We start from the raw sequence: 18,989 nt of genomic DNA, 5'->3' as shown, positions 1-18,989 counted from the left end.
CAGGTGCTATCGCTGAAGCTCGGCATCTTCCGGTTGATCCTCGGGAGCGAGCAGATCCCGCAGCAGCGCGATCAGGTCGTCTCCGGCGGGGTGCTGAAAACTGGGGGAGCGGTGCAGCTCCAGCTGGGCCGGCGGCAAGGGGGGCAGCCCGTCTGCATCATCCAGGATGCGCCAGTCGGCGGGCAGCGTACGGCGATCGGCGACGGTCACGGCATCACGCTGATTGACGGCCATGCGCAACCCGGTGGGGCTCTGGCTGGTGTATTGCAGCGACCATTGGCGCCCCTGGCGGGTCAGGCTGTCTAGAGCGCGTTGACGATAGGGGCAATGGTCGGGGAACAACGCCAGGGGGAGCGCTGCCCTCGGGTCCTGACGGAAGTCTCGGTGGGCGGCCCATACCAGCGCTTCCGCCCCCAGGGCTTCGCCATGGCTGTGGTTGGCATGGCGCACCGTCAGCGCCAGGTCGAGCTCACCGCCTTCGAGGGCCTCGATCAGTTCGCTGGACATCCGACAATGGATATGCGGCCGGATGCGCGGGTGGCGCCGGGCGAAACGCTCGAGCAAGCGCGGCAACCAGGCCTCGGCGTAGTTCTCCGGCAGGCCAAAACGAATGACTCCCTCTCTATCACCGTGCCCCAGCGCACTGAGTGCCTCACGCTGCAGCTGCAGCAGGCGACGGGCATAGACAAGGAAAACCTCGCCATCCGGCGTCAGGCTCAGTCGTCGGCTGGTACGTCGCAGGAGCGCGACGCCTACCCGCTGCTCCAGGGTGCGGATGCGCTGACTGATCGTCGACTGCGTCTTGTGCAACTGGCGTGCCGCCGCCGTGAAGCCCTCGTTTTCGACTACCGCCACGAAGGCGCTGAGCAGCTCGGTGTCGAGAATCGGCAGGCTTGAGCGATCGGAATCGTCGATGGAATTCATCAGAACGAATCGTTTCCTCGATGCTTGGAAGATCTTCACTATGCCGGTCATTGCGACACGAGGCCAGTCACGACCGGCCGTACCCCTGCCATACCGACACCGAGGAGCTCCCCATGTTGACTGCCATGCAGTTAGCTGACGCCGAGCGTCATGACCTGTCCAGCCTCGTCGATACCGAGCGTTATCCCCTCGATCGGCCCGACGATCCGACCCTGCAGGCCGTGATCGAGCGGTCCCGGGCCGATCTGGATCGAGAAGGCTGTGCCGTGCTGCGTGGCTTCCTGCGCGAAGATCGTCTGGCGCAGATGCGCGAGGAGTGCGAGGAACTGGCGGACAAGAGTTTCTACAACACTCGCGAGGTCAATGCCTACTTCACTGCCGACGACCCGGCGCTGCCCGAAGAAGACCCTCGTCGTCTGTTCATGACCCGCACCAGCGGTTTTGTCACTCGTGACATGATCACGGCCGACCGCATCATGCAACGACTGTATGTCTCGCCGGCCATGAAGTCCCTGGTGGCTCGCTGTCTCGGCGAGGCTCAGGTCTATGAGTATGCCGATCCCTATGCCGGACTGGTGCTCAATGTGTTGCCCGAGGGCACCGAGCAACCCTGGCACTACGACACCAACGAATTCATCGTCACCATGATGACTCAGGCCCCGGAGGCAGGCGGCAGCTTCGAGTATTGCCCCGACATTCGCACGCCCCGTGACGAGAACTATGCGGGAGTCGGGGCGGTGGTTCGTGGCGAGGACCGTGACCGTGCCCGTCGCCTGAACCTGCAGCCTGGCGATCTTCAGCTGTTCAAGGGCCGCTTCAGCCTGCACCGCGTGGCACGGGTCGAGGGGACCACGCCCCGGCTGACGGCGATCTTCGCCTACTCTCAGTCGCCGGGAGTCGTCGGGCGCCTGGAGCGCACTCGCCAGCTGTATGGGCGAGTGTCGGAGCTGCATATCCAGGCCGAGCAGGACCGCGCCGAACGCACCGATGGCCTGCTCGATTGAGCCCAATGCCCGTCAATGACCGACACGGAGAATCGATGATGAACATGGATCTAGACGCTCTGGGCATTCTCGCCCCGACTCATCGCCCCGGGGATTGCGAGCCGACGCAGGCAGAGATCTCGCAGATCCTGTGCGATCGCCTGGAGCGAGTGCGGGCGCAACTCAAGGCGCGGGACATCTCCGCCGCCGTGCTGTTCGACCCGGCTCATGTGCGCTATGCCACCGGCTCGCGCAACATGCAGGTCTACAGTTCCCGCAACCCGGCGCGCTATGCCTTCGTGCCGTCCGAGGGACCGGTGGTGCTGTTTGAGTTTTCGGGCTGTGAGCACCTCGCCTCGCACCTGCCGACCCTCGACGAGATCCGGCCGGCCAAGGCGATCTCGTATTATTTCAACGAGCGCAATACCCATGCCGTGACGGAGGCCTGGGCCGACGAGATCGATGACCTGATCCAGCGGCAATGCGGTGGTGGCGGCAAGGTGGCGCTGGAGAGCGCTACCTCCCAGGCGGCTTTCGCGCTCAACGAGCGCGGCTATCGAGTATTGGATGCTCAGGAACCGCTCGAGCAGGCGCGGGCCTACAAGGTCCCCAACGAGATCAAGATGATTCGGTCCTCGCTGCGTGCCGTCGAGGACGGCGTGCGCCAGCTGGAAGCCGCCATTCTGCCCGGGGTGACCGAGAACGCGGCCTGGTCGAAGTTGCATCAGCATATCATCGCCACCGATGCGGATTTCGTCGAGACACGGCTGATGAACTCGGGGCCCAGGACCAACCCGTGGTTTCAGGAGTGTTCGGATCGTCGTATTCAGGCAGGCGAGCTGGTGGCGTTGGATACCGATGTGGTGGGGCGTTATGGCTACTATGCCGACTTCTCACGGACCTTCCTCTGCGGTCGAGGCGCGCCGACAGCGTCCCAGAAAGATCTCTATCGCATGGCCTACGAGCAGATTCGTACCAATATGGCCAACCTCAAGCCAGGGGTCAGCTTCAAGGAGTATGCCGAGCGGGCCTGGCAGATCCCGTCGGCCTACAAGGGACGTCGTTACTTTGCCTTGGCCCATGGCGTAGGAATGAATGGGGAATACCCTTACATCGTGCATCGCGAGGATATCGACGATAAAGGCTATGACGGCCTCATCGAGCCCGGTATGACGCTTTGCGTGGAGAGCTTCATCGGCCATGAAGCCGGTGGTGAAGGCGTCAAGCTGGAGGAGCAACTCTACATCCGTGAAGACGGCCAGGTGGAGCTGTTATCCGACTATCCCTTCGATGAACGTTTGCTGGGGTAGTGGGAGAGAAGCGCGCGCGTTTCATCGTCACATCGAAGTATCAGGCATGCGTTTTTCTCATCATGTGCATGAGGTTTTCGGCGGATTTGTGGCCGAAAACTCATGGTAGGCTGTGTTTTTCGAATCACGCCGACATTCACATCAAGAGGATGATTATGAAGAAGGTTTCCTTGTCCCTGCTAATGATGGGAGCACTGGTCTCGGGAGGAGCGACCCAGGCGAGCGACGAGCCATTGATCATCGGCACCAACAACTGGGCCGAGAACATCGCCGTGGCCAACATGTGGAAGATCCTCCTCGAAGAGGAGCATGGCTACGATATCGAATTGTCTAATGTTGGCAAGAGCATGCTTTACAGTGGCCTCGCCAGCGGCGATATCGATCTGTCGATGGAGATCTGGCTGCCGACCACCGATGCCTCTTTCCTCGAGCCCCATCGCGACAGCATCGATGTGCATGATATCTGGTATCAGGGCGCTGGCCTCGGTCTCGTCGTGCCGAGTTACGTCGAGATCGACACCATCGACGAGCTCGCGGAACAGGCCGACCGCTATCAGTATCAGGGACAAGCGGCGATCCTCGGCATCGATCCCGGATCGGCGATCGCCGGCATGACCGAGAAGGCCATCGAGGCCTACGAGCTGCCGATGAATCAGATCAACAGCTCCGGGCCCGCCGTGATGGCCGCGATGGATAGTGCCTATCGGCGGGGCGAGCCGGTAGTCGTGACCCTGTGGAGCCCACACTGGGCCTTCGCCGAGTATGACCTCAAGTACCTCGAAGACCCGCAAGGCGTCTATGGCGACAATGAAGACCTCTACTGGATGGCGCGCGGAGGCCTGGATGAAGAGGACCCCTGGCTGACCTCATTGCTTAACGCCTGGCATATGGATGACGACAGCCTGGGTGGCCTGATGGCTGAGATCGAGGAAGCGGGAGACCCGGAAGATGGTGCGCGAGCGTGGATCGAGGACAATCGTGGATTGATCGACGAGTGGTTCGAGGGTGCCGACCACGCGGAGGGATGATGCTGCAGCGGTGATCGTGGCTTATCGGGCCTCGAGTGGCAATCACTCGAGGCCCGGTATCGTTTGGCGTCGCGGTAGGCCGCCTGCCTGTCAGTCGATCAGAAGGTCCAGCGCACCATGGCCTGGGGGTGCGACTCGTCGGTATCGGCGAGGCCGAACTTGTTCTCCCAGTACTGGTACTCGAGGCCGACGCCGAGGTGCTCGGTGGCATGCCATACCAGCTGGGGCTGGGTCAGCAGCTGGTCTTCCAGGTCGCCCTCGTCGGTGATGTAGTCGACGAAGCCCTCGAAGGAGAAGCTTGCCCCGACGAGGGTGAAGGGCAGGTTCCAGGCGGCGGTGTACTGCTCGGAGCTGCCTTCGGCGCTGGCGCTCTCGTCGTTGCGGTACATGGCGAAGACCTTGAAGAACTGGAACCCGGGCACCGCCAGGTCGGCGGACAGGCCGGCCAGGTGAGTGGTCTTGTTCACCGTGCGGTTGCGGTCGATGTCCAGCTGGCCGGAGACATAGAGTCCGGTGACCGGGCCGGCGGAGAGGTCGACGCCCAGGGTCTTGCCGATGTTGCCGCGCAGGTTCCATTCGGCGTGGGCGCCCCCGAAGTCGTTCTCGCCGTCCCGCCCCTGGTCCAGGTTGGTGACGTCGACGAAGAAGAAGCTGTCGCCGTAGGTCCAGCCCGTGGCATTGGCGACGGTGAGGATGGCGTGATTTTCGTTGTCGATCGGAAAGCCGGCGTCGGCGGTGTCTTCGTAGTTCCAGCCGTAGAGCGCCTCCACCTTGGTGGTGCTGTAGAGCGCCGCGCTGGCGGTCTGGGTCAGCAGCAGCGAAGTGGCGGCAGCGGCCAGGGTGAGTGGGGTCCTGATAAGCATCTGGAGTCTCCATTATTGGCTGTTGTCGTGGGAGCGGGTCGATGCGCCGGAGCCCCATCCGCGTAAATGGCCGAGGCACTGTCCGCGGCGGTGGAGGGACGACACCGGAGCTTGTTGTTATATCTAGGAAGCCCCACTTCTGGAGGTGTTGTGGGGTATAATTATTGTGTACATAAATAGATTGAATTGTGGTCTTTATCAAATATTTTTGTATACACGATGTACGGAAAGACACCTGGCGCCACGCCGGACGTCTCTTGTGGAGGTGGTGACTTGCAGGCATATTGGACTTGCCAATAATTGATAATCCGAATGCCGCGTTCACGCGGCCACCAAGGACACTCCATGCCGACTCCCCGCTCTCTCGGGCGTCTCGCCGCCACCCTGGCCGGCGTCGCCCTGTTGACCTCGACGCTGACCGCCCAGGCGCGCGAGCTTTCCGTTTCCACCGTGCTGTCCGATGCCTTCCCCTGGGGGCAGGCCGCCCAGCAATGGGCCGACCTGGTGGAGGAGCGTTCCGGCGGTGAACTGACGCTGCGGGTTTACCCCAACGCTCAGCTGGTCAGCGGCGACCAGACCCGCGAGTTTTCCGCGATGCGCTCCGGGCTGATCGACCTGGCGGTGGGCTCGACCATCAATTGGTCGCCCCAGGTGCCGGCGCTCAACCTCTTCTCGCTGCCGTTCCTGCTGCCCGACGAGGCCGCCGTGGATGCGGTGACTGGCGGCGAGGCCGGCGAGATGATCTTCTCCGCCATCGAGGACAAGGGCGTGGTGCCGCTGGGCTGGGGCGAGAATGGCTTCCGCCAGCTGTCCAACTCCAGCGGTGACATCGACGCGCCGGCCGACCTCGAGGGGCTCAAGATTCGGGTGGTGGGCTCGCCGCTGTTCCAGGATACCTTCAGCGCCCTGGGTGCCAATCCCACGCAGATGAGCTGGGCCGATGCCAAGCCGGCGCTGACCACCGGCGCCGTGGATGGCCAGGAGAACCCGCTGTCGGTGTTCGACGTGGCGCGCATCGACCAGGTCGGGCAGGCCCACCTGACACTGTGGAACTACATGAACGACCCGCTGGTGTTCGCGTCCAACCGCCAGGTGTGGGAGTCGCTCTCCGAGGAGCAGCGCACGCTGCTGCGCGAGACCGCCGTCGAGGCGGGCGCCTGGGAAATCGCCAAAAGCCGTAGTGAACAGGCCGATCGGCTGGCGGCGATCCGCGAGCGCGGCGTGAGCGTCACCGAGCTTTCCGAGGCGCAGCACCAGGCCTTCGTCGACGCGACCCGAAGCGTCCATGACGACTGGGTGCCGCGTATCGGCGAGGAGATCGTCGAGGCCGCCCGTCGCGACATCGACGCGCCCTGACACGCCCGTCGCCCCGTGAGACGTCGCCCGGCTCCGGCCGGGCGACGTCGTGTGTTCCTCTTCGCCAAGATCCCTCGTCATGAAACGTCCCGATGCAAGACTCGAGCGCGTGCTCGCGACCCTGGCCATCCTGATCATCGGCCTGATCAGCCTGGCCAATGTGGTGGTGCGCTACGTCACCGACGCCTCCTTCGCCTTTACCGAGGAATTCTCGGTGTTCCTGCTGGTGTTGATGACCTTCGCCGGTGCCTCGGTGGCGCTGCGCCGCCATCGTCATATCCGCATCGCCGTGCTGGAGCGGGCCCTGCCGCCGGGGCCGCGGCGGGTGTTGATCGTCTTCCAGGGGCTGTGCGGGGGGATCGTGCTGGGGCTGGTGACCTGGTTCGGCGCCCAGGCGGCCTGGCAGGAGTATCGATGGGAGACTCTATCGCCGGGCCTGGGGCTGCCCCAGTGGTGGTACCTGGTATGGCTGCCGCTGCTCGCCGGGCTGATGCTGTGGCGTCAGTGCCAGCAGACCCTCGACCGCCTGCGCGGGGGGCTCGACGATGAGTCCTGACCTGTGGATGCTGCTGGCCTTCGCCGGCCTGCTGATCGCCGGGGTGCCGGTGGCCTTCTCGCTGGGGCTGTCGGGGGCGGTAGGCATCGTCGCCGGGCTTTCGCCGGCGATGCTGGCCACACTCGGCACCAACACCTACAACAGCGTCGCCAAGTATCCATTGATCGCTATTCCGCTGTTCATCCTCACCGGGCTGATCTTCGAGCGTGCCGGGGTGGCGGTGCGCCTGGTGCGCTTCGCCCAGGCGCTGATCGGCCCGCGCCATGGTGGACTGGCGCTGGTCGCGGTGCTGGTGTGCATGATCATGGGTGGCATGAGCGGCTCGGGCCCCGCCGATGCGGCGGCCGTGGCCATGGTGATGCTGCCGAGCATGACCCGCGCCGGCTACCCGAAGCCCTTCTCGGCGACGCTGATCGCCGCCTCGGCCTCCACGGCGATCCTGATCCCGCCCTCGGTGGCGTTGATCCTGTATTCCATCGTGGTGCCGGGGGTCGACCTGCGGGCGTTGTTCGCCGCCGGCCTGTTCCCGGGCCTGCTGGCCGGAGCGGCGCTGCTGGTGCCGGCCTGGTGGTTGTCGCGTCGCAACGGCTGGGAGGCCCCCGGCGAGGTGGAGCGCCCGCCGCTCGGCGAGAGCTTCCGCCAGGCGATCCCGGCGCTGCTCGCCCCGGTGCTGATCCTCGGCGGGCTTCGCTCGGGGCTCTTCACGCCCACCGAGGCGGCGGTGGTGGCGGTGACCTACGGCGTGGTGGTGGGGTTGTGGCTGACCCGCGAACTCGGCTGGCGTGACCTCTGGGAGCTGCTCGGGGAGGCCGCGGTGATCTCCGGGGTGGTCATGCTGATCATCGCCCTGGCCGGCATCTTCGCCTGGGCCGGCACCATGCTGGGCACCTTCCGCCATCTGGCGGAGTGGGTGATCGGGCTTTCCGACAACGGCACGCTGTTGCTGGTGCTGATCATGCTGGCGGTGTTGGTGGCCGGCATGCTGCTGGATGCCATCTCGATCTACCTGATCATGATGCCGATCCTGGTGCCGGTGATGCAGCACTTCGAGTGGCATCCGGTGTGGTTCGGGATCCTGCTGGCGATGAACATCGCCATCGGCCAATTCACGCCGCCGGTGGCGGTCAACCTGATGGTCACCACCGAGATCGCGCGGGTGCGCCTGGAGCAGACCGTGGGTTGGGCATTGGTGTTCGTGGCCGCCATGGCCTGCGCCCTGGCGCTGGTGGTGGTCTTCCCGAGCCTGGCGCTGTGGCTGCCGGGCATACTGGGCTACAACGTCTAGGCCATGCCTGAAGCGTGTCTGCGCTCGGCCATACGGCGTTAAGAATCAGCTCAAGGTCCTCATTTACGGCTCGTAAACTCGGGACTTCGACGAGCGACACCCTGTCGCTCGCTCTTCGAGCAGCAGGGCTGCCCAGATCGGCCATCCCTGCCGATTCGTCGCTGATCCTTGCCTTGCGCCCCACATGGATATGGGTACTGTGTTGGCCCGCTTGGAGCGGGCCTAGCCCTCGCCATCGCTCGCCGACTTTTCAGACAAGCCTTCGCGTATTCAGGCGTCGGCCAGGGTGTCGAGGGTGCGCCGATGCAGGTCGGTACTGGCAGCGTCGAACAGCACGAAGCGCACCCGCTCGACCGCGGGGCAGTGGGGCAGGGCGGTGAGTACGGTGGCCAGGGCGGTGCGCGCGGCCTCGGTGGCCGGGTAGCCGAAGGCCCCGGTGGACAGCGCCGGGAAGGCGAGGCTCACGATGCCGTGTCGCTGGGCCAGCGCCAGCGCGTTCCGATAACCGTCGGCGAGCCATTCATCCGAGGGCTCGTCGACGCCGTAGACCGGCCCCAGGCAGTGGATGACATAGCGGTTGGGCAGCCTGAAGGCATCGGTGATCACGGCTTGGCCGGGCTGGAGCGGTGCCAGGGGCGCACAGGCCTCGGCGAGCTCGGGGCCGGCGGCGCGATGCAGGGCACCGGCCACGCCGCCACCGCTGTGTAGCCGGGCATTGGCGGCGTTGACCACCGCCTCGATGTCGTCCTGACGGGCGATATCACCCTGGCGACACTCGATGCGTGAGGCGCTGGGGGACATGTCGGGCTCCTCGTGGCGTGCAAGGTGCCCATCAGTCTGGTGGGCGTGCCGCTCGCCTGGCAAGCCGCCGGTAGGCCCGCTCGGTTCCTCGGGTCGGGGCGCCGCGCTCGAATCGTTGACGGCAACTACACTTGGTAGGGGACATCAACCCGCCGAGTCGCATTTTTTTCGCTAAAGTAGGTATTGTCGATCAGATCGAACTAGCTCAGGATGCGACCGTCGATCGAATGCTGTCGCAACAGCTTTGCCAACAACGTCAACGAGGTGCGTCAATGAAACGCCATGCTTTCTCCACCGCCGCCTTCTCCGGCGCGCTTCTGGGAGCCGCCATGTTCGCGTCGCCGGCCATGGCGCAGGGCGAGGAACAGTTCATCACCATCGGCACCGGCGGCCAGACCGGCGTGTACTACGTGGTCGGTCAGTCCGTCTGTCGCTTGGTCAACCGTATCGATGATGCCAACATCAAGTGCAACGCGCCTTCTACCGGTGGCTCGGTGGCCAACATCAACGGCATCAAGTCCGGCGAGCTGGACATGGGCGTGGCGCAGTCCGACGTCCAGTACCAGGCCTACAACGGTACCGGCAACTTCGAAGACGAGGCCTACGACAAGCTGCGTGCGGTATTCCGCGTACACGGCGAGCCGTTGACCATCCTGGCCCGCGCCGATGCCGGCATCGAGACCCTCGATGATCTGGAAGGCAAGCGCGTCAACATCGGCAACCCGGGCTCCGGCCAGCGCAACACCATGGAAGTGGTGATGGACGCCAAGGGCTGGACCGAGGATTCCTTCTCGCTGGCCTCGCAGCTCGACGCCGCCGAGATGGCCTCCGCCCTGGCCGATAACAACATCGATGCCATGGCCTATGTGGTCGGCCACCCCAACGGCTCCATCCAGGAAGCCACCACCACCGTGGACTCCCAGCTGGTGCCGCTCAACGACGAAGCCATTCAGGGCATCGTCGACGAGTACCCCTACTACGCCACCTCGGTGATTCCGGGCGGGCTCTACAAGGGTAACCCGGACGACGTCGAGACCTTCGGCGTGGCGGCCACCTTCGTGACCGATTCCGATACCAGCGACGAGGTGGTCTACCAGACCGTCAAGGCGATCTTCGACAACTTCGATCGTTTCAAGCAGCTGCACCCGGCCTTCGCCAACCTGGATCCGCAGGAAATGGTGACCCAGGGGCTCTCGGCACCGCTGCACGAAGGGGCCGCACGCTACTATCGCGAGCAGGGCTGGATCGAGTGATCGTCAGCCGCTGAATCTGCGTCATTCGCCAGAGCATGCGCGGCCCTCGCCGAGGGGCCGCGCATTGCGTTTGTAATAGCGGAAAACGAGCGTCGTGCACGCCATGTGTCATCTTAACTAACCAGGCACGCTTATGACTGATGACAAGACAAGGGCACCGGACACCGGGGCCGACCTGGAGGACATGGTGGCCTCCAGCGACTCGGGGGCGCGCAAGCCGGCCGGCACGCCGGGCAAGCTGCTGCTGGGCATCGCCGCGGTGTGGTCGTTGTTCCAGCTGTGGATCGCCTCACCGATTCCTTTCATGCTGGGTTTCGGGGTCTTCAACGCCACCGAGGCGCGCTCCATCCACCTGGCCTTCGCGCTGTTTTTGGCCTACATGGCCTATCCGGCCCTCAAACGCTCACCGCGTGACCGTATTCCGCTGCTGGACTGGGGGCTGGCGTTCGCCGCGGCCTTCTGTGGCGCCTACATGTTCATGTTCTACGAGCAGCTGGCCCAGCGCCCCGGTGCGCCGATCACCCAGGATGTGATCGTCGGCGTGATCGGCATCGTGCTGCTTCTGGAAGCCACCCGGCGCGCCCTGGGGCCGCCGCTGATGATCGTGGCCCTGGTATTCCTCGTCTACAGCCTGGCCGGGCCCTGGATGCCGGGCATCCTCGCCCATGGCGGGGTCAGCCTGCGGGGGCTGATCAACCACCAGTGGCTGACCACCCAGGGGGTGTTCGGCATCGCGCTGGGGGTCTCGACGAGCTTCGTGTTCCTGTTCGTGTTGTTCGGCGCCTTGCTCGACAAGGCCGGCGCCGGCAATTACTTCATCAAGGTCGCCTTCTCGCTGCTCGGCCACTACAAGGGCGGTCCGGCCAAGGCCGCCGTGGTGGCCTCCGGCATGACCGGGCTGATCTCCGGCTCGTCGATCGCCAACGTGGTGACCACCGGCACCTTCACCGTGCCGATGATGAAGCGGGTCGGCTTCCCCGCCGAGAAGGCCGGCGCCGTGGAGGTGGCCTCCTCGGTCAATGGCCAGATCATGCCGCCGGTGATGGGTGCCGCGGCCTTCCTGATGGTCGAGTATGTCGGCATCTCCTATGTGGAGGTGATCAAGCATGCCTTCCTGCCGGCGCTGATCTCCTATATCGCGTTGGTCTATATCGTCCACCTCGAGGCGCTCAAGGCCAACATGCAGGGCCTTCAGAGCAGTAATCCGCCCAAGCCGCTGGTGCGCAAGGCGGTGGGCTTCCTGGCCGGGCTGTTGTTGATGATGATCACCGCGCTGGTGGTCTACTACGGCCTGGGCTGGCTCAAGCCGCTGCTCGGCGATGCCACGCCCTGGCTGGTGGCCGTGGTGCTGGCGGCGGTCTATGTGGGGCTGCTGAAGCTGGCCGCCGGTTATCCGGAGCTCGAGCTCGATGACCCCGACGAGCCGATCTATAAGCTGCCCCAGACCCGGCCCACGGTGATGGTCGGCCTGCAGTACCTGCTGCCGGTGATCGTGCTGATCTGGTGTCTGATGGTGGAGCGCCTCTCGCCGGGGCTGTCGGCCTTCTGGGCGACCGTGTTCATGATCTTCATCATGATCACCCAGCGGCCGATCACCGCCATGTTCCGCCATCGCAGCCACCTGGCGGCGGATGTGCGCGAGGGTTTCCTCGACCTATGGGATGGCCTGATCGGTGGTGCCCGCAACATGATCGGCATCGGCATCGCCACGGCCACCGCCGGCATCATCGTCGGCGCCGTCTCCCAGACCGGCGTGGGGCTGGTGCTGGCCGACGTGGTGGAGATCCTCTCCATGGGCAACCTGCTGTTGATCCTGCTGTTCACCGCGGTGCTCAGCCTGATCCTCGGCATGGGGCTGCCCACCACCGCCAACTACATCGTGGTGTCGGCGCTGCTGGCGCCGGTGATCGTGCAGCTCGGCGAGCAGAACGGCCTGCTGGTGCCGCTGATCGCGGTGCACCTGTTCGTGTTCTACTTCGGCATCATGGCTGACGTGACACCGCCGGTGGGGCTGGCGTCGTTCGCCGCGGCGGCGGTGTCCGGCGGCGACCCGATTCGCACCGGCTTCCAGGCCTTCTACTACAGCCTACGCACCGCGGCGCTGCCGTTCCTGTTCATCTTCAACACCGATCTGCTGCTGATCGATGTCTCGTTGTGGCAGGGCGTGCTGATCTTCGTGGTGGCCACGGTGGCGATGCTGATCTTCGCGGCGGCGACCCAGGGCTTCATGGTCACCCGCAGCCGCTGGTACGAATCGCTGCTGCTGTTGCTGGTGGCCTTCACGCTGTTCCGGCCGGGCTTCTGGATGGACATGATCCATGACCCCTACCAGGACGTGCCGCCGGCGCAGTTCGTCGAGGCGCTGGGCGAGGCGGACCCCGAGTCCTCGCTGCGCCTGCAGATCAGCGGCCTGGACGCCTACGGCGACCCGATGACCACCTACATGACCCTGCCGGTGCCGGAAGGCGAGACCGGCGAGGACCGCCTCTCGAACCTGGGGCTGATGCTGGCGATCGAGGACGACCAGGCGCTCGTCGACATGGTCACCTATGGCAGCGAGGCGGCGAAGCTCGGCTTCGACTTCGACCAGGAGATCATCCAGGTGCAGGCGCCGGTGGATCGCTGGACCAAGGAGTGGATGTGGATCCCTGCCTTCCTGGTGCTGGCCCTGGTGGTAATGCTGCAGCGTCGGCGCCGCGATCGCGGTGGCAAACCGGTCTCTGCCTGATGGAGGTAACCCATGTATAACAAGATCATGTTGCCGGTGGACCTCGATGAGGAGGCCTCCTGGGCCAAGGCGCTGCCCACGGCGCTGTCGCTGTGCAAGAGCTTCGATGCCTCGTTGCATGTGGTGACGGTGCTGCCGGACTATCGCATGCCGCTGGTGGGGAGCTACTTTCCCCGGGATTTCGCCGGCAAGGCCCACGAGGCGGTGACCAAGGCGCAGCACGAGTTCATCCAGCAGCACGTGCCCGATGACGTTCAGGCGCAGAGCGTCATCGTCGATGGTTCGCCCTGGGAGGCGATCATCAAGGCGGCCAAGAAGCTCGATATCGACCTGATCGTCATGGCCTCCCACAACAAGCGTAAGTTCGCCGATTACGTGCTCGGCCCCAACGCCGAGCATGTGGTGCACCACAGCAAGATGTCGGTGATGATCGTGCGCTGACGGCCGTACCGTCGACCGCGACGCCCACGTCCCCGCCCGGGGGCGTGGGCGTCGTGGTTTCTGCGGGTGCCTGACCGTGGCGGAGGAATCGAGTACCCTTGCCCGAGACCGACGACCCGGAGCCCCGATATGCGCATCCGCCGCCTGATACCCTCGATCTGCGCCCTGTTATGGTGGTGTTCGGGGGCGATCGCCGCCGCGCCCCCTTCCCTGGACGAGCCCCTGCCCGAGCCCCGAGGGAACGTGATGCTGACCGTCTGCGGGGATATCAGCCGCACCAACGGAGAGGGCGTGGCGCGCTTCGATCGTGCCATGCTCGAGGCGCTGCCCTCCCGCACCATCGCGACCCATACGCCTTGGCACCAGGGCGTCGGGCGCTTCGAGGGCCCGCTGGGGACGGCGCTGTTCGAGGCGGTAGGCGCCCGGGGCGATCAGGCCCGGGTGATCGCCTTGAACGGCTTCGAGGCCGATGTGCCGGTCAGTGATTTCAGCCGCTACGGGGTCATCCTGGCGATGCGCCACGATGGTGAAGCCATGCCGATCCGTCGCTTCGGCCCCTTGTTCGTGCTCTACCCCTTCGATGCCCGCCCGGAGCTGCTCAACGAGGAGATCCGTTTTCGCTCGGTCTGGCAGGTGGCGCGGATCGAGATCCACTGACCGACGAGGAGCCGTCTGGTGCGCTATTCTCCGCTGCGCTTGAAGCTCGGTGTCATCGCGGCCTTGCTGCTGTTCGTCGCGGCCATCCTGCTGGTGGGGCTGGTCGCCTGGCGCCAGGACAGCCTGGTACGCCGGGTCGGCGGCGATGCCGTCTGGCATGCCTACAAGCTCGATCGCGATGCCGTCGAATTACGTAGCAAGCTGGCGCTGAGCGAGTCGGACGCCGAGTCGCTGGATGAGGCGCGGCTGCGCTTCGAGCTGCTCTACAGCCGGCTGACCTTGTTGCGGGGTGGCCAGATCGCCGAGCTCATCGAGCGTATCCCCGGGGCCGGGGAACGGGTCGACGAGATCGAGCGGCAATTGCAGTCACTCGACCGTCGGCTGCAGGGCATCGAGACCCTGGGCCCGGTCGCGCGTCAGGCCCTGATCCAGCATCTGGGGCGAATCGGCCAGCCGGCCCAGCGCCTGATCATCACCATCAATGGCCACCTGGCAGGTGTCTCGACCCAGGAGCGCGAGCGCCTGCAGTGGCTCTATGGCCTGCTGTTGGCGTTGATCCTGGGCATGAGCGTGGCGGCGATGCTGGTCGTGACCTTCCTGGTTCGTGAGTCACGCGACAACGCCGCCGCGCGTCGTACCCTGGAATCGCTCAGCCGCGAGCTGGAGACCACGGCCCGGCGCGCCGAGTCGGCCAGTCAGGCCAAGTCCGAGTTCCTGGCCACCGTCAGCCACGAGATTCGTACGCCGCTCAACGGCGTGATCGGCATGAGCGATCTGTTGGTGGAACAGTCGCTGCCCGAGCGGGCCCGGCACTACGCCGATACCATCCATGAGAGCGCCGGTCGGCTGATGGAGCTGATCAACGATATCCTGGACTTCTCCAAGATCGAGGCCGGACGCCTGGAGCTCGAGCACGGGCCGCTGGCCCTTGACGAACTCGTCGAGGGGGTGGTGTCGCTGTTCCAACCGCATATCGAGGCCCGTGGCCTGCGCATCGAGCGTGTCTTCGACCCGGCCCTGCCGGAGCATGTCATGGGCGATGCCGGCCGGTTGCGCCAGGTCCTCTTGAACCTGCTCTCCAACGCCGTGAAGTTCACCGACGAAGGAACGGTGCGGGTCGAGGTGAGCCGCTCGGCCGAGGGCTGGCTGGGTATCGAGGTGAGCGATACCGGCTGTGGCATCACGGCCGATCAGCAGGCGCGGCTGTTCGAGCCCTTCCGTCAGGGGGACCCCGGCACCGCGCGCCGCTTCGGGGGCAGCGGGCTGGGCCTCGCCATCAGCAAGCGGCTGGTGGAAGCGCTGGGTGGCGAGATCGGCATCGACAGCCAACCGGGGGAGGGCAGTCGCTGCTGGTTCCGTCTGCCGCTGATCGAGGCGGCCGCACCTCGGGAGGGTGAGGTGGCGGCGCTGCCGGGCGACATGGCGGCGCTGTGCGATGCCCGACTGCTGGTGGTCGAGGACAATCCGGTCAATCAGCAGGTGGCACTGGCCATGCTCACCAAGCTCGGTTGCCGCGCCAGCCTGGCGGGCTCCGGCGCCGAGGCCCTGGCGAGCGTGGCGAAGGAGCATTTCGACCTGGTGTTCATGGACGTGCAGATGCCGGACATGGACGGCCTGGAGGTCACCCGACGCATTCGCGCCCGGGGCGGCTGGCTGGCCGACATGCCGATCGTGGCGATGACCGCGGGGGGGCCGCTTGGCGACCAGGCTCGCTGCCTGGCGGCGGGAATGAACGGCTATCTGGCCAAGCCGCTGCTGCAGGTCTCGCTGCTCAAGGTGATGCATCGTCACCTGGCGTATCACGGCTACGCCTCGGCGCCGGTGCCCCCTGCGGCCGCCGTCGAGGCGCCGATGGTGGAACCGACGCTGGACGACGAGGTGATGATGGCGCTGCGCGCGAGCCTGGACGGCGAGGCCATGGCGGCGCTGGTGGCGCATTATCGTCAGGAGGCCTGGAGGCATCTCGAGGGGCTGGCGGATGCCTGCGAGGCGCGACGGGCCGACGACGTGCGGCACCTGGCGCACCGGCTCAAGGGCGAATCCGCCTCGCTCGGCGCCGTGCACGTGGCCGCGCTGGCCGCACGCCTGGAGCATGCCGCCCGCGACGCCGCCCTGGGGGACGAGGCGGCGACCCTGGCGGCGCTGCGCGAGCGGTTGGGCGAGGCTCTCGCGGCGCTGGATGAGAGCGTCGCCGCGACCTGAGCGACGGCGGGCTTCGACGCGGGCGAGGGAGCGCCGTGCGCGGGAATTGTGGGCGGGGAGGGCGTGCGCCTACACTGCCTTCATGCTGTGCTCTCATCCCATCCTCGCGAGGCCGCCATGTCCGATGCCCCCGCCGCTTGCGCCTCGCCGCGCACGGCCGCCAGCGACAGCCTCGACCCCGACCAGGCCGCCGCCGAGCTGGCCGAGGCGCTCGCCGGCCCCGAGCTTGGTTGCGTGTTGTTCTTCTGCAGTGCCGACTATCCGCTGGCGGCGCTCGGCGCGGCCCTCGAGCGTGCCTTCGCGCCGGTGACCCTGGCGGGCTGCACCACCGCCGGCGAGATCACCCCCGCCGGCTACGGCCGCGGCTGCATCGTGGCCATCGGCTTCGATCGCGACGACTTCGCGATCGCCTGTGCCCGGGTCGCCGATCTCGAGGCCTTCGCGCTGCCCCAGGCACAGCGGCTGGTCGATGGCCTGCTCGCCGACTGTCGGCGTCGAGCGCCCGCCGTCGATGCGCGCCCCTTCGTGCTGACCCTGCTCGATGGCCTCTCCAGCAGCGAGGAGCAGGTGCTTGCGACCCTCGAGGCCGCGCTCGGCGGCATCCCGAGTTTCGGTGGCTCCGCCGGAGACGACAACCGGCTGAACCACACCTACGTCTACGCCGATGGCGGCTTTCACGACGCCTCGGCGGTGGTGGTGATGATCACCAGCCGGCGGCCCTTCGAGGTCTTCACCACCCATCATCTGCGCCCGCGCCGCGAGAAGCTGGTGGTCACCGCGGTGGATCGCGAACGGCGGCGGGTGATGGAGCTCAACGCCGCCCCTGCCGCCGAGGAATACGCCCGCCTGGTGGGGCGGACGGTCGACGAGCTGGATGCCGACATCTTCGCCCATCATCCGTTGGCGGTGCGCATCGGCGAGGCCCACTATGTGCGCTCGATACAGCGGGTCGACGATGAGGGTGGGCTGCATTTCTACTGCGCGGTGGAAAACGGCATCGTGCTCACCGCCATGCGGCCGGCACCGATGCTCGAGGAGCTGTCCGGGGTGCTGGACGACCTGAGCCGGCGGTTGGGGCCGCCGGCACTGATCCTCGGTTGTGACTGCTTCCTGCGGCGCCTGGAGCTGGAGGCCCGGGGCCAGGCGGACGCCGCCTCACGGCTGTTGGCCGAGGCTCGGGTGGTCGGCTTCAACACCTACGGTGAGCAGCATCAGGGGCAGCACATCAACCAGACCTTCACGGGGGTGGCGATTGGATCTCGGGGCTGAACCGCCGCACATCGAACCCGCCACCGAACAGGAGCGAGCGCTGGCGGAGGAGAACGCGCGGTTAAGGCGCATCTGCGGGGCGTTGATCGAGCGGGTGGAGTCCGCCGGCATGGGCGGCGGCGCGCCCTATGGCGCCTTCGAGCATGCCGTGCTGCTCGCCGAGCAGGTGCGCGAGCGCACCGATAGCCTGCATCGCACCCTGGAGGCGCTGGAGGAGGCGCGGGCCGAGGCCGAGGCGGCCAATCACTCCAAGACGCGCTTCCTGGCCGCGGTCAGCCACGACCTCCTGCAGCCGCTCAACGCCGCGCGGTTGTTCGCCAGTGCCCTGGAAGACCAGGCCTTGCCGGAGGATGCCGGACGGCAGGTCGGCCATATCGGCCGCTCGCTCAAGGATGTCGAGGCGTTGCTGGGCACCCTGGTGGATATCTCGCGCCTGGATGCCGGGGTTCTGACCCCCGATGTGGCGGTCTTCCCGGTGGCCGAGCTGCTCGATGTGCTGGCCGAGGAGTATCGCCAGCTGGCCGGCGCGCGGGGGCTCGACTTGCACTATGTCCCGAGCGGTATGGTGGTGAGTTCCGACCTGGCGCTGCTCGCCCGGGTGGTGCGCAACTTCCTGACCAACGCGCTGCGCTACACCGAACATGGCCGCCTGCTGCTGGGCTGCCGGCGACGGCATGACGGCCTCGAGATCCTGGTCGGCGATACCGGCCCGGGCATCGATGCGGCTCAGCAGCAGGCGATCTTCCTCGAGTTCCGGCGTGCCGTGGCGAGCCCCGAGGATGGCGACCGGGGCTTGGGGCTGGGGCTCGCCATCGTCGATCGCATCGCCACCATGCTCGAGCACCCGCTGAACCTGGTCTCGCGGCCGGGCCAGGGGGCGTTGTTCTCGATCCGTGTGCCCTATGGCCGGCCCCGCGACCTGCCGGTGGCCGAGGCGCCGCCCGGCCCGATCGATATCGCCGGCATGCGGGTCTGGGTGCTCGATGACGATCCGGCCATCCTCGAGGGCATGACGGCCTTGCTCGATGGCTGGGGCTGCCGGGTACGCTGCGTGGCCACCCCGGCGGCCCTCGAGGCCACCAGCCGCCGTGAGCGTGCCGACCTGTTGCTGGTCGACTACCACCTGGCGCCGGGCGACCCGGATGGGATCTGCGTGGCGGAGCGGCTGTGTCGGCGTCATCCCGAGCTTGGCGTGGTGGTGATCACCGCCAATCATGACGGCGAACTCAAGCAGCGGGCGCGCGAGCGTGGCTTCGACTACCTGCTCAAGCCGGTGAAACCGCTGCGATTGCGGCTGTTGATCGCCAACCGGCGCGAGGCGAACGGCGCCTGA

At 66.2% G+C, this 18,989-nt stretch carries 16 protein-coding genes; 13 read left to right on the top strand and 3 right to left on the bottom strand.

Features of this window, described 5'->3' with window-relative positions; translation table 11 throughout:
* Nucleotides 1–6: 6 nt before the first annotated feature.
* Entirely contained in the window at nucleotides 7–924 is a 918-nt protein-coding gene (locus tag ETC07_RS09325) for a LysR substrate-binding domain-containing protein (RefSeq protein ID WP_136248237.1), read from the bottom strand.
* 113 nt (nucleotides 925–1,037) lie between these two features.
* Here ETC07_RS09325 and ETC07_RS09320 point away from each other — a divergent pair, with 113 nt between their 5' ends.
* From ETC07_RS09320 to ETC07_RS09310, 3 genes are all read left to right on the top strand, one after another.
* A complete protein-coding gene (locus tag ETC07_RS09320) occupies nucleotides 1,038–1,928 on the top strand; it encodes a HalD/BesD family halogenase (protein WP_136248236.1) in 891 nt (296 codons plus the stop codon).
* A 44-nt stretch (nucleotides 1,929–1,972) separates the two neighbouring features.
* Complete coding sequence (locus ETC07_RS09315) at nucleotides 1,973–3,217, top strand: M24 family metallopeptidase (protein ID WP_240724605.1); 1,245 nt, start codon at nucleotides 1,973–1,975, stop codon at nucleotides 3,215–3,217.
* 155 nt (nucleotides 3,218–3,372) lie between these two features.
* Nucleotides 3,373–4,245: a glycine betaine ABC transporter substrate-binding protein gene (locus tag ETC07_RS09310; protein WP_136248235.1), complete on the top strand. Its 873-nt coding sequence runs from the start codon at nucleotides 3,373–3,375 to the stop codon at nucleotides 4,243–4,245.
* 98 nt (nucleotides 4,246–4,343) lie between these two features.
* On the opposite strand, the gene ETC07_RS09305 is transcribed toward ETC07_RS09310, so the two are convergent.
* Nucleotides 4,344–5,108 carry an outer membrane protein OmpK gene (locus tag ETC07_RS09305; RefSeq protein ID WP_136248234.1) on the bottom strand — a complete coding sequence of 255 codons (765 nt, stop codon included), beginning with the start codon at nucleotides 5,106–5,108 and terminating at the stop codon, nucleotides 4,344–4,346.
* 345 nt (nucleotides 5,109–5,453) lie between these two features.
* Here ETC07_RS09305 and ETC07_RS09300 point away from each other — a divergent pair, with 345 nt between their 5' ends.
* The 3 genes from ETC07_RS09300 (at nucleotide 5,454) to ETC07_RS09290 (ending at nucleotide 8,305) form a co-directional block, all read left to right on the top strand.
* Entirely contained in the window at nucleotides 5,454–6,464 is a 1,011-nt protein-coding gene (locus ETC07_RS09300; RefSeq protein WP_136248233.1) for a DctP family TRAP transporter solute-binding subunit, read from the top strand.
* Between the two features lie 79 nt (nucleotides 6,465–6,543).
* Nucleotides 6,544–7,020: a TRAP transporter small permease gene (locus ETC07_RS09295; RefSeq protein WP_136248232.1), complete on the top strand. Its 477-nt coding sequence runs from the start codon at nucleotides 6,544–6,546 to the stop codon at nucleotides 7,018–7,020.
* Nucleotides 7,010–8,305 carry a TRAP transporter large permease gene (locus ETC07_RS09290; RefSeq protein ID WP_136248231.1) on the top strand — a complete coding sequence of 432 codons (1,296 nt, stop codon included), beginning with the start codon at nucleotides 7,010–7,012 and terminating at the stop codon, nucleotides 8,303–8,305. Before ETC07_RS09295 ends, ETC07_RS09290 begins: the two co-directional genes overlap by 11 nt.
* 270 nt (nucleotides 8,306–8,575) lie before the next feature.
* Here the strand turns inward: ETC07_RS09290 and ETC07_RS09285 are convergent, their stop codons facing one another.
* Nucleotides 8,576–9,106, bottom strand: coding sequence for a macro domain-containing protein (locus ETC07_RS09285; protein ID WP_136248230.1), 531 nt, complete (start codon nucleotides 9,104–9,106; stop codon nucleotides 8,576–8,578).
* A gap of 272 nt (nucleotides 9,107–9,378) precedes the next feature.
* On the opposite strand from ETC07_RS09285, the gene ETC07_RS09280 reads away from it, so the two are divergent.
* The 7 genes from ETC07_RS09280 to ETC07_RS09250 all read left to right on the top strand — a co-directional run bounded on the left by ETC07_RS09280 (nucleotide 9,379) and on the right by ETC07_RS09250 (nucleotide 18,989).
* Nucleotides 9,379–10,359 carry a TAXI family TRAP transporter solute-binding subunit gene (locus tag ETC07_RS09280; RefSeq protein ID WP_136248229.1) on the top strand — a complete coding sequence of 327 codons (981 nt, stop codon included), beginning with the start codon at nucleotides 9,379–9,381 and terminating at the stop codon, nucleotides 10,357–10,359.
* Nucleotides 10,360–10,492: 133 nt separating this feature from the next.
* On the top strand, nucleotides 10,493–13,087 hold the full coding sequence (locus ETC07_RS09275; RefSeq protein WP_136248228.1) for a TRAP transporter permease: 2,595 nt from the start codon (nucleotides 10,493–10,495) through the stop codon (nucleotides 13,085–13,087).
* A 12-nt stretch (nucleotides 13,088–13,099) separates the two neighbouring features.
* Nucleotides 13,100–13,528, top strand: coding sequence for a universal stress protein (locus tag ETC07_RS09270; RefSeq protein ID WP_136248227.1), 429 nt, complete (start codon nucleotides 13,100–13,102; stop codon nucleotides 13,526–13,528).
* Between the two features lie 129 nt (nucleotides 13,529–13,657).
* On the top strand, nucleotides 13,658–14,185 hold the full coding sequence (locus ETC07_RS09265) for a putative pterin-binding protein (RefSeq protein WP_136248226.1): 528 nt from the start codon (nucleotides 13,658–13,660) through the stop codon (nucleotides 14,183–14,185).
* Nucleotides 14,186–14,203: 18 nt separating this feature from the next.
* A complete protein-coding gene (locus tag ETC07_RS09260; protein WP_136248225.1) occupies nucleotides 14,204–16,387 on the top strand; it encodes an ATP-binding protein in 2,184 nt (727 codons plus the stop codon).
* A 117-nt stretch (nucleotides 16,388–16,504) separates the two neighbouring features.
* Nucleotides 16,505–17,656, top strand: a complete 1,152-nt coding sequence (gene nosP, locus ETC07_RS09255; protein WP_136248224.1) for a nitric oxide-sensing protein NosP — start codon at nucleotides 16,505–16,507, stop codon at nucleotides 17,654–17,656.
* Entirely contained in the window at nucleotides 17,640–18,989 is a 1,350-nt protein-coding gene (locus tag ETC07_RS09250; protein WP_136248223.1) for an ATP-binding response regulator, read from the top strand. Before nosP ends, ETC07_RS09250 begins: the two co-directional genes overlap by 17 nt.

Source organism: Halomonas borealis (assembly GCF_004798905.1).
GTDB lineage: Bacteria > Pseudomonadota > Gammaproteobacteria > Pseudomonadales > Halomonadaceae > Halomonas > Halomonas borealis.
This window is presented reverse-complemented; position numbering and strand designations above follow the sequence as displayed.

What these genes read in the sequence shown, in the direction of transcription:
- ETC07_RS09325 (WP_136248237.1), bottom strand. Translation starts at nt 924, where the DNA reads ATGAATTCCATCGACGATTCCGATCGCTCAAGCCTGCCGATTCTCGAC.
- ETC07_RS09320 (WP_136248236.1), top strand. Translation starts at nt 1,038, where the DNA reads ATGTTGACTGCCATGCAGTTAGCTGACGCCGAGCGTCATGACCTGTCC.
- ETC07_RS09315 (WP_240724605.1), top strand. Translation starts at nt 1,973, where the DNA reads ATGGATCTAGACGCTCTGGGCATTCTCGCCCCGACTCATCGCCCCGGG.
- ETC07_RS09310 (WP_136248235.1), top strand. Translation starts at nt 3,373, where the DNA reads ATGAAGAAGGTTTCCTTGTCCCTGCTAATGATGGGAGCACTGGTCTCG.
- ETC07_RS09305 (WP_136248234.1), bottom strand. Translation starts at nt 5,108, where the DNA reads ATGCTTATCAGGACCCCACTCACCCTGGCCGCTGCCGCCACTTCGCTG.
- ETC07_RS09300 (WP_136248233.1), top strand. Translation starts at nt 5,454, where the DNA reads ATGCCGACTCCCCGCTCTCTCGGGCGTCTCGCCGCCACCCTGGCCGGC.
- ETC07_RS09295 (WP_136248232.1), top strand. Translation starts at nt 6,544, where the DNA reads ATGAAACGTCCCGATGCAAGACTCGAGCGCGTGCTCGCGACCCTGGCC.
- ETC07_RS09290 (WP_136248231.1), top strand. Translation starts at nt 7,010, where the DNA reads ATGAGTCCTGACCTGTGGATGCTGCTGGCCTTCGCCGGCCTGCTGATC.
- ETC07_RS09285 (WP_136248230.1), bottom strand. Translation starts at nt 9,106, where the DNA reads ATGTCCCCCAGCGCCTCACGCATCGAGTGTCGCCAGGGTGATATCGCC.
- ETC07_RS09280 (WP_136248229.1), top strand. Translation starts at nt 9,379, where the DNA reads ATGAAACGCCATGCTTTCTCCACCGCCGCCTTCTCCGGCGCGCTTCTG.
- ETC07_RS09275 (WP_136248228.1), top strand. Translation starts at nt 10,493, where the DNA reads ATGACTGATGACAAGACAAGGGCACCGGACACCGGGGCCGACCTGGAG.
- ETC07_RS09270 (WP_136248227.1), top strand. Translation starts at nt 13,100, where the DNA reads ATGTATAACAAGATCATGTTGCCGGTGGACCTCGATGAGGAGGCCTCC.
- ETC07_RS09265 (WP_136248226.1), top strand. Translation starts at nt 13,658, where the DNA reads ATGCGCATCCGCCGCCTGATACCCTCGATCTGCGCCCTGTTATGGTGG.
- nosP (WP_136248224.1), top strand. Translation starts at nt 16,505, where the DNA reads ATGTCCGATGCCCCCGCCGCTTGCGCCTCGCCGCGCACGGCCGCCAGC.